Below are 10742 nucleotides of genomic sequence, written 5' to 3' on the forward strand. Positions count from 1 at the left end.
GAACAGTCGCATATTTCCCAAAATCCGGAACTTTTTTCACACGTTGAGGAATCTCGTCATCTTTCCTCGAGATCCCCACCTTTACCCCATGAGTTCGAGTGCCAGTTCTTTGTTGGCCAGTCACCTGCATTGTCACATTAGTATCTTTCCGGCATATCCAAAAAGTTCTTCCATAAGATCATCTCCAATGTTTTTTAGACAAACCTTTCTCGAAGTACTGTTTTGTTTCGCAAGTCAGTTCAATTTTGAACTTCTTTGCTATTCCTCAATTCTTTTTTGAATCTCACTCCACAACAACCTACCACGCAGTATAAAAGTTTCAGACTGAAAATATCGGGAAATCTATATAACTGTAAATTCTTTTTTGAAGTTAGATAAAACTTCATGTCCATTTTCGGTAAGCAAAACGTCATCTTCTATTCTTATGCCAAACTCACCTGGAATGTAAACACCGGGTTCAAAGGTTACAACTGCCATATCATTTATGGGTTTATCATACCATTCACTAAGAAATGGATATTCATGAACATCCATCCCAAGACCATGGCCGAGACCACCACCAAAATATCCATCAAGTTGCTTTTCTTTGAGAAAATTACGTGCAACACCGTCTATTTCTTTACCAGTCATTCCTGATTTTGCGCTTTCTATCGCTTTAAGTTGAGCACCAAGCACTGCCAAATAGGCATCCAAAGCCTTTTGCGGCACTTTGCTTATCCCAAAAGTCCTTGTTATATCACTGCAATATCCATCCACGAGTGCACCGAAATCAACGACCACCATCTCTCCTTTTTCCATCTTCTTATCCGACGCAAGACCATGTGGAAGAGCACCTCTGTATCCAGAGGCTATGATCGTATCAAAAGACGGTTTTTGTGCACCATGCATTTCCATCTCGTAGCCGAGTAACGAAGAAAATTCCTTTTCCGTCATTCCAACATGAAATTTCTCGAGAGTCTTTTTAAGGGCATTTTGTGCAACTTCTATGGCCCTTTTTATCTTGTCAACTTCTTCTCGATCTTTTACCGCTCGAATGGCGTAAAGATCTTCTTCGACATTCTGGAGTTGCAGATCATTTGACATATCCGCATACCACGAATGAAAAAATTTACCATTTTCTATCCCAACAATTTTCCCTTTGAGAATTTCCAAGGCTTTTTTAGTCAAATTAGAGGAATTCCCAACTTTGACTATTTCACAGTCCGATTCCTGAGCAGCCTGCGTGTAAAATCTTGAATCAACAAGCAAGTATCTTTCTTTTTCCCCCACTATCACACAACCTGTGTCTCCTGTGAATCCACTTAAATACCTTACCGTCGTGTTTGACCTTTCAAAGGTTATGGAAAGAAAATAATCTATTCCTTTATCTTTAAGTTTGCGGTAAAGTTTTGAACTTCTTTCTTTCGTAGACATTTAAATCCTCCTCCAATCATTTTTAAATTGAGTCAATTCAATTTTGAACTTCTTTGCTATTCCTCAATTCTTTTTTTACTCTCCCTTTACAACAATTTGCCAATCAAAATGTATTTATTAAAAATTCAAAGTTATCAAATGAGAACTAAAATGGATGTTTTCTTTCAATCTTAAATACATAAGCATGATCACAGGGCCTCTTTTCAGGAGTCTGGATTTTAAGATCTTCTTTTGTCATCTTCCAAGATAGTGTTTTGTCCACTCCTAACATCTTTATAGACTTAATTTCTGACTCATAGAATTTTTCCGCTACAATTTTAATAGTTAATTCTTTACCAGGCCACCCTAAACAAATAGCATAAAGATTGTTATCCTTACTTGTAAAACGTATATCTTCCCCTGTATATCTAATTTTCTCGTCCTCATTGAACTCTCCCGATTTCGTTATATTATGTGGTCCTTCTCCATATGTCAGCCAAGGAGTAGTCCCATAGATGGCTTCCCCATTCATTTTTAGCCATTTTCCTATCTCTAAAAGGATATCTACCGCTTCTTCTGGGATTTCGCCATTAGGCTTTGGCCCTACATTGAGAAGAAGCAATCCATTTTTACTTACATTGTCAATAAGGTAATGTATTAATTCAGTGGCGGTTTTATATTTTGTGTTCTTTAAATAACCCCATCCATGACCATCGTCTACTGTAGTGTCTGTAATCCATGTATGGTAAGTTAATTCATTAAAACGTCCTAATTCTAGATCTACCACGGCAGAGCCAGGTACAAGTTCATGACTTTTATATGTTACTACTACTTCTTTCCCCCATTCTTTTCCCATGTTATAGTAATAAGCCAGAAATTCTCTTCTATAATGTTCTTGTATAAAATCAATTCCATTATCAAACCAAAGCATATCTGGTTGATAATTATCTATAACTTCGTAAATTTTAGCTAACCATTTGTCAAGGAATTCCTTAGTAGGTTTATCCTGCAAAGGCCATTGTTCATATTTTAGACCTTTACCTTTGATTTCAGGCATTTTCTCAGCCAAATCAAGATTATGTAGAGGACCATATAATCCACTATACATAGGATCAGCAGTGTCATATTCTTTTTCCCAGTGAGGGAAAAACCACCAATTTTCCGCATGATGAAGGGCTACAATAAATTTCATATTCTGGCTTTTAATAGACTTTTCTAATTCTCCTACTACATCTTTCTTAGGACCCATTCTTGCGGCATTCCAATCATTGACACGACTATTCCACATGCTAAATCCATCATGATGTTCACCTACAGGACCGGCAAATTTAGCTCCAGCGTTTTTAAAGAGATCAGCCCATTTATCTGGATCAAATCTTTCTCCTGTGAACATCGGGATAAAGTCCTTGTATCCAAATTTTGATGGATGTCCATAATTTCTTATATGATATTCATATTGAGGAGTTTCTTCTCGATACATGTTATATGGATACCAGCTACCATTTGGGCCAAAAGCTGGCACAGAATATATTCCCCAATGAGTATATATTCCGAATTTTGCATCTTGAAACCACTTTGGAACCTTATGTTCTCTTACAGAATTCCATGTTGATTCAAATTTCATTTCATACCCATCTTTCCTTATAAAATGTTAACAAATCAGATATTGTGAACTATTCATAATCTTTTATGAATACAAGATATGCAAGATATGCCTGGTAAAGATCGGCCTTTGACACTATTTCAAAGGGTGAATGCATTCCAAGCAATGTAGGTCCGACATCAACAACATGCATGCCGTACTCCGCAAAGAACAAGGCTACAGTACCTCCACCTCCTACATCGACCTTTCCGAGTTCTCCGGTTTGCCAGACGACTTTGTTATCGTTAAACATTTTCCTTATCTTTGCAACGAATTCGGCATCAGCATCATTTGAACCGACTTTACCACGGGTGCCAGTGTATTTTGTAATAACCACACCTTTCCTGAGAAAGGCAGAATTGTTTGCTTCAAACACATCTTTGAATGTTTATTCAAGATGGTGGATCAGTTTCTGTGGGCGGCGCGGATCAATTTTATCTTGCCAAATACAATTAGAAAAAGTCAAATAATCTTTATTTTGTAATGTTTCCAAGTAATATGGTTATAAAAATACAGCACACGCAAAATACACCATTGAGCAAGAAACCCCCACTTCTATAAGTGGTGGGGGTATGTCATTTTTGACTGATTATCTTTTTTTCTAAGTCTGACACTATTTCCATTACATCTTCGGCTCTTTGTGCAATCTTAACCTCGACAATTTTATTTTCATCGAGATATTTTCCATCAACAAGGTCATTTATCATTCTGTCGGTCCAGCCGCCGGTTCCTGCCATCAAAATTATGGGTATTTTCTTTAAGTAAGCGGCAAACAACTCAAGGGCTGTACCCGATCTTCCGCCTATACTTATCACGGCATCCGCGTTGTACATCATGAAGACGGAACTTATGGAGGCATCGAATCCCATTTCTATTTCAATCGTCAAATAGTCGTTGCCTTTTTCATGGCCCGAAAGCATACCAACGACTATACCTCCGGCCTTTTTTGCACCACGAGAGACTGCCTCCATAACTCCACCCGTACCACCATTCACGATCACATGGCCATGTTTTGCTATTTCATAACCTATATCTTCACACAGATCATTCAAAGTCGATTTATCGAGATGCCCCGAATGCCCTATAACGGCTACTTTCATTCTTCACCATCCTGTCATTTTTGATAAAATGTGTTTTCAGCCTGTTCTGCCTGTTGCTGTGCCCAGATTAAAGCCTCTTGAGGACTTTTGTAAGCATTCATGACATCTTCAAAAGCAGTTCCGATGGCACTGTCAAGAGAAGTCCACCATGGCAAATTTTGAGCATATGACATGGCGTTGTCAAGACCGGATGTTATCGCAGAAACACCATACTGACTTTGATTGACATAATTTCCCCACTCCGGCAAAGTCGGTACTTTAACGTTTAAAGGAGAATAATTCGTATGAATTGCCCAGTACATTTGGATACTTGGCGACAGCAAAAATTTCGTATATTCCCAGGCTGCTTCTTGTTCCGCTTTTGAAGAGGTGTTGAAGATCAAAAGTAATTCACCGGCAAGCACGGGCGATATCTTACCCGCCGGGCCAACCGGGATAGGAGCCATTTTTATTCCATCTGATTGACCTGCTATATCTGAAAGATCAAAGGGTAAATTTGCCGCTCCGCCTATTATCATCGCGACGGAAGAGGTGGTGAGTTCGTTGTCGAAATATCCTTGCTTTGTGTATGCATATCCATTTTTAACAAGATCAAGTAAAAAATTCATCGCTCTTAAGTTTGCGGTTGAATCTATCGTTATCTTTCCGTTTCTCATGTATTCTCCGCCACCGAATTGTTTTGCTATAACGGTGAATATCCATGATTGATCTCTGAATCCAAGTCCATACCTTACGACTTTGCCATTTTCCTTTACCGTTAAAATTTTTGCATCCGCGGCAAGTTCATCCAGCGTCGTTGGAGGATTTAGCCCTGCTTCCTGAAACATGAGAGGTCTGTAAAAAAGCAGATAAGATTGCTGGTTAAAAGGTAAGCCGTAAATTCTTGAATTTATTTTTCCTATGTCAAGGACGGCAGGATATATTTCACTCGCGACACTGTTGAAATCGCTGAATTCATCCATTGGTACGACCACTCCCTTTGAAACAAGGGCTGCGGCCCATGTCGGATAAGCCTGGGCCATTGTTGGAAGCGTTTTGGTTTCTGCGGCAGCAATTAACTTTGAATCGAGATCAGATCCGTTTCCAACGTAAAGCAGATTGACGTGCACCTCGGTGCTTTGTTCGTTGAACATCGCCGTTATTTGATCGAGAGTTGTTCCAAGATTTCCAGACATGCCCTCCCAAAAATTTATTTCTATCTTCTGGGCAAAGGCAATCATCGCTACCAAAGAAATGATCAATATAAAAAGGTAAAAACGTTTCATGGAAAATCTCCTCCTTTATTATTTGATTCCCGATCTGAAAAATCCACTGACAAAATACTTTTGGAAGAAAAGGAATGCTATCACCACAGGTATCATGGTAAAGGTTGCCGCTGCCATCAATTGATTGAAAATGGCACCAGAATTTATTATGAAATTCTGCAAACCTACCGGCAAGGTCCTCATATTGGCGGTATCGGTCATTATCAAAACCCAAAGGAAGGAATTCCAACTGCCTAAAAATGTAAGCAGTGCTCCGGTTATTATGACCGGCATGGATAACGGTACGACTATTGTCCACAAAAATCTCCATGATGATGCACCGTCGATCTTTGCGGCATCGTAAAGATCATTTGGAATCGAATTAAAACTTTGACGCATCAAGAATATGACAAATGCCGTGGCAGACCATGGAATTATAAGCGCATAGTAAGTGTTTATCCACCCAAACGAATGTATTATCAAGTAATCTGCAACAAGCAAAACCTGATAAGGTATCATCATGGTTGCTATTATGGCTATGAAGATCTTATCTCTTCCCGGAAAGGTAAGTTTTGAAAATGCAAAGGCCATCATAACGTCGAAGATGATATTCAGAACTGTCGTTACTACTGCGACAAAGATACTGTTAAAATAGTAAATTCCAAAAGGTGCTGAATTCCATGCGCTAACGTAATTGTCAAAGAAATTGGCAAGTACTTCCCAGAAGTTGTAATTGGCTTTGACGGAAACGCTGTCATTTAAAAACCAAACAAAACTGGTATTTTTAAACGTTATGTATATCTCATCACCAGCAATATAAGCGTTTTCAACGATTGACGGTGCTTTGACTATCTTCAACTGATTTGATTTTGGAATAAATGCAAGTTCTATTGGTTGATCAAATTTCGTTTGCTTTTGTGCTTCATAGAATTGGTCAAAATCAAGGTAAATTTTTATGTCATTCAAATATTTGGATATCTCCGTCTTTGAATTTGAGTTGGTTGTGAGATTCAAAGCGTTTTCGAGAATTTTACTTATCTCTTTTAACTCTGTGCCTGTGAGAGGGCCTATTCCTTTCTTAAAAATGGCAAGTTGATCTTGAAATGAATTCATTCCATCTACGTTCAAAAGATTTGATATGAAATTTATCCTCGAGAAAACAGGATTTGGACCATAAAGAAAAGCATCGTAGAAACTCAATATGTATTCTTGAGGATCGGATGTGTATTGACTGAGATTTGAAATTGATTGTTCAACATCATTGCTTAATGGCGATATAGAAGATATTTGATTGACAACTTTGTTGAAATCAGACGTACTGAATTTTGTCGGATAGGAAGCAAAATTTCCGTTTTTATCAATTATAGAAAGTGTAAGAGTCCCTCTCCTTGGCATTGTTCCTGTACCGCGATATCCGGAAGCACCAAGTATTTGAACTGCAAGAGTATCCGGGCTACCAAGTGCCGTGGTTTGCGTTGTTGAAAGTGAACCAAGAAGTGATTCAAGAGAAAGCGCTGAGGCGTTAACTCCTTGGGCAGCCCTCGTTTTAACCAAATTGGCAACCAAATTTCTTGAAGGCATGGCATTTATTGTGCCCCAACTCGGAGGATAACTCAAAACTTCCGAATTAGTCTTAAAAGAAGTGTCGACCATCCACACAAGAGGACCTATCGCAAAAATTGCAAGAATCACGGCAGCCACATAATAAAAGAAGTAAATTATTTTCTTTTTTTGTTTTTTCATATGTTGTACTCAACTCTCTTTTCAGTCGTTCTAAACTGGATCAAAGTTAACACCATTATAATTCCAAGTAAAACATATGCCGCGGCAGATGCAAGTCCCATTTGCTGTTCGTTGTAGAATGTGTTGTATATGTAAAAGACCATCGTAAGACCGCTGTTTGCGTAAGGACCTGGCAATTGATTGTAAAGCACGTAAACTTGCGTGAAAACCTGAAAAGCATTTATCAAAGAAACCACCATGACAAAAAATGTTATGGGACTGAGCAAAGGCCATGTGATGTACATGAATCTTTGGAATGAATTTGCCCCTTCTATTTCAGCCGCCTCGTAATATTCCTGATCTATGTTTTGAAGTCCGGAAAGAAAGATCAATCCATAATAGCCAAAATATTCCCATATACTCAAGATGGCAACGGTCGGCATGGTTAGGGCAGCACTGTTGAGCCAGTTTATAGGAGGAATCCCAAACCACGAGAGTATGAAATTGAATATCCCGTAATGATAATTGAACAACCATAGCCACAAAAGGCTGACGGCAACGATAGATGCAACGTACGGTGCGAAAAATGCCGTTCTGAAAAAGGATTTAAAAAATGGTAGGTTTTTCATTAGCAATCCGGCCGCAAGGGATATGCCTATCGTAAGCGGAACGTCTATTATGACAAAATAGAAAGTATTCCAAATTGAAGCCACAAATGTGTTATTTTGAGATATGTTAAAAAAAAGCGTGTAAAGATCTATATTCCTATTTCCTATGTAATAGGCAACGATGTAAAATCCAAGAATCGAAAGCAAAAAAAGTATTGTATGCGATTTCAAAAAAGTCATCTTTTTAACAAAATAAAAAGATAAAACTCCAAACGCGATCCACAGAATGGTCATGTAAATGTTGCCACCCCAAAAAGACAGCGCCGGATAAACTAAAGAGATCGCAAGGATGGGAATTACAATCAAAGGTATCACATTTTTTAGCAAACCTTTTCCTTTGCTTTCTATCCATGCAAAAATGGCAATTGAAATCACAAAGGCAAATATAAACCTCACGAGCGAATATTCAAAAGCAGTCGAAAAAGCGTAAGGAAGTTGACCAGTTCTAAAAAGGTAAGCGTAGTTCGAAAGGCCAACAAAAATGGCATGACCAGTACTCGTGGTGGTGTTAAAAAAACTCAGATAAAAAGAATATATGGCTGGCCAATAAGTAAAGAGTATGAAGATCACAAGGGCCGGTATGAGATAAAGATAACCGATTATGTACTTACTTTTTTTATTCAATTCATTCACCACCAAAAAGGTAGGCCGAAAGGCCTACCTTTCATTTTGCATTATAACTTGCGTACGCCTGTTCGGCCTGTTGTTGAGCCCAGTCAAGTGCTTCTTGAGGTGTCATTTTGAAATTCACGGCATTTTGGAAAGCAGTTTGAATCGCATCACTTGCCGTTGTCCACCACGGAAGGTTTGGAGCATAATCAGCGGATTGATCCAGACCAATCATTATGGTGTTTATACCGTTTGTATTTTGAGAAACGAAATTTTGCCACTGACTAAGATCGGCAACCTGTTTAGCAGCCGGTATGTATCCAGTTTGAACTGCCCAGTAAAGTTGAATGGCAGGGCTCAAAAGGAATTGGAGATATTTCCATGCAGCTTGTTGCTGCTCAGGAGTTGCGGTGTTGAAGATCGCTATGTTGTTTCCATATAGCATGGGTCTGAAAGTAACATCTGAAGGAATAGGTACCATCACAAGGCCATCTGATTGACCTGCTATATCGGAAAGATCGTATGTTAGTTCCGCACTTCCGCCAAGTAACATGGCAACCGAAGAGGTTGTCAATTCGTTGTCGAAATAATCAAATTTTCCGTAAGCGTAGCCCTCTTTGACAAGGTTAACAAGGTAAGTCAAAGCAGCCACATTTTGAGGTGAATTTATCGTTATTTTGCCATCCGGACTTACGTAATTGCCTCCAAATTGATATGCAACGGCTGTGAATTGCCTGTATGTTGTTCTGAATCCAAGACCATATCTGACAGTTTTTCCATTTTGCACAACGGTAAGCAATTTGGCATCCTGTGCCATTTCATTCATTGTCTTTGGATAAGAAAGTCCTGCCTGTTCGAAGATCTGAGGTCTTACGAAGAGATCGAAAACATCTCTGTTGAATGGCAGTGTGTATACTTTTCCGTTAAAAGTGCCGGAAACAAGCAGTGGTGCGTAAATTGAACTCGCCAATTGTGTAAAGCCTGGGAATTCGTAAAGCGGGGCAACCACACCTTTTGAGACAAGCACAGACCCCCATGGTCCTTCCAATTGAGACATCGTGGGTAGGTTGTTTGCCGTAAGAGCGGTGAGCAATTTAGAGTCAACATCGTCATCACTTCCAAGATAAACAAGTTTAACTTGAATATCCGGATTTTGTTTGTTGAAAAGATCGGTTATCGTCTGAAGAGTTGTACCGAGTTTTGCTCCCATGCCTTCCCAAAATGTAACAACCACAGGCTGGGCAAAAACCGGTAATGCAAAAAACGCCATAATCAAAGCAACAGAAATCAAAATCATGAATTTATTCTTCATTCGCATTCCTCCTTTTATTTGCCAAGATATTTATCTTGAACAATTTGAGATTGTTGTTGAGCCCAATCAAGAGCTTCCTGCGGTGTCATCGTCAAATGAACGGCATTTTGAAAAGCCGTTTGAATGTTGTTGATAACGCTGGGCCACCAAGGAAGATTTTCAGAGTAAGAAATCCCATTTGCAAGGCCTTGGGCTATCGTTGACGGATTGTATGACGTACTTTGAGCAAACAAATTCCACTGATCAAGACCGGTAACGGTTTTATTGAGCGGTGAATAATTCGTGTTCATTGCCCAGTAAATTTGAACAGCCGGAGTGAGCAAAAATTTCACGTACTGCCATGCAGCCTGTTGCTGTTCTGAAGTTGCGGTGTTAAAAATAACGAGTGTCTGTCCTCTGAACAGCGGTGCAGTTTGATTGCTTATTCCAACAGGGAACGAAGCCATTTCTATGCCATCTTTTTGCCCGGCAACATCTGAAAGATCGAATGGAAGATCCGCACCTTCTCCTATCAACATGGCAATGGAAGAAGTTGTCAATTCATTGTCGAAATAATCGAATTTCGCGTAGGCATAGCCATCTTTTACAAGATTTACAAGAAAGGTGAGAGCCTGAACGTTTTCAGGAGAATTTATTATGAGAGAACCTTCTGGAGTTATGTATTTACCTCCACCGAATTGTCTTGCCACGGCAGTCAAAACACCGTACTCTGTTCTGAATCCGAGACCATATCTTACTGTTTTGCCATTTTGAACTACAGTTAAAAGTTTCGCATCATTCGCAAGTTCTTCCATCGTCTTTGGAGGCATTATGCCCGCTTCTTGAAACATCAAAGGCCTGTAATAAAGCACGTAAATGCTCTGGTTGAATGGAAGTGTATAAATCCTTCCATTTATCTTGCTCATATCGATGATGGAAGGATAAAGTTGAGATGCAACTGTCGAAAAATCGGAAAAAGCATCCATAGGTGTTACGACACCTTGAGCCACAAGAGAGCCTGCCCATGCCGGATACACCTGAGCAATGGTTGGAAGTGTATTTGCCTGTGCTGCC

At 39.4% G+C, this 10742-nt stretch carries 8 protein-coding genes and 1 pseudogene; all 9 read right to left on the reverse strand.

The features are described 5' to 3' along the window. Positions 1-342 precede the first annotated feature (342 nt). On the reverse strand, positions 343-1413 hold the full coding sequence (locus tag ACP5NR_RS08390; RefSeq protein WP_428006309.1) for a M24 family metallopeptidase: 1071 nt from the start codon (positions 1411-1413) through the stop codon (positions 343-345). Between the two features lie 145 nt (positions 1414-1558). Then, on the reverse strand, positions 1559-3016 hold the full coding sequence (locus ACP5NR_RS08395) for an alpha-L-fucosidase (RefSeq protein WP_428006310.1): 1458 nt from the start codon (positions 3014-3016) through the stop codon (positions 1559-1561). A gap of 49 nt (positions 3017-3065) precedes the next feature. Then, positions 3066-3419: pseudogene (locus tag ACP5NR_RS08400) on the reverse strand (aminopeptidase); the annotation flags it as partial. Positions 3420-3609: 190 nt separating this feature from the next. Next, complete coding sequence (locus tag ACP5NR_RS08405) at positions 3610-4134, reverse strand: TIGR00725 family protein (protein WP_428006311.1); 525 nt, start codon at positions 4132-4134, stop codon at positions 3610-3612. Positions 4135-4148: 14 nt separating this feature from the next. After that, positions 4149-5399 (reverse strand): ABC transporter substrate-binding protein, encoded by a 1251-nt coding sequence (locus ACP5NR_RS08410; RefSeq protein ID WP_428006312.1) that lies wholly within the window; start codon positions 5397-5399, stop codon positions 4149-4151. Positions 5400-5417: 18 nt separating this feature from the next. Continuing rightward, on the reverse strand, positions 5418-7121 hold the full coding sequence (locus ACP5NR_RS08415; protein WP_428006313.1) for an ABC transporter permease subunit: 1704 nt from the start codon (positions 7119-7121) through the stop codon (positions 5418-5420). Further along, complete coding sequence (locus ACP5NR_RS08420) at positions 7118-8392, reverse strand: ABC transporter permease subunit (protein WP_428006314.1); 1275 nt, start codon at positions 8390-8392, stop codon at positions 7118-7120. Before ACP5NR_RS08420 ends, ACP5NR_RS08415 begins: the two co-directional genes overlap by 4 nt. A 40-nt stretch (positions 8393-8432) precedes the next feature. After that, on the reverse strand, positions 8433-9689 hold the full coding sequence (locus tag ACP5NR_RS08425; RefSeq protein WP_428006315.1) for an ABC transporter substrate-binding protein: 1257 nt from the start codon (positions 9687-9689) through the stop codon (positions 8433-8435). 14 nt (positions 9690-9703) lie between these two features. Next, the coding region (locus tag ACP5NR_RS08430) for an extracellular solute-binding protein (RefSeq protein ID WP_428006316.1) at positions 9704-10742 on the reverse strand (1039 nt) is incomplete at its 5' end.

Source organism: Athalassotoga sp. (assembly GCF_049965695.1).
In the GTDB taxonomy this organism is placed as follows: domain Bacteria; phylum Thermotogota; class Thermotogae; order Mesoaciditogales; family Mesoaciditogaceae; genus Athalassotoga.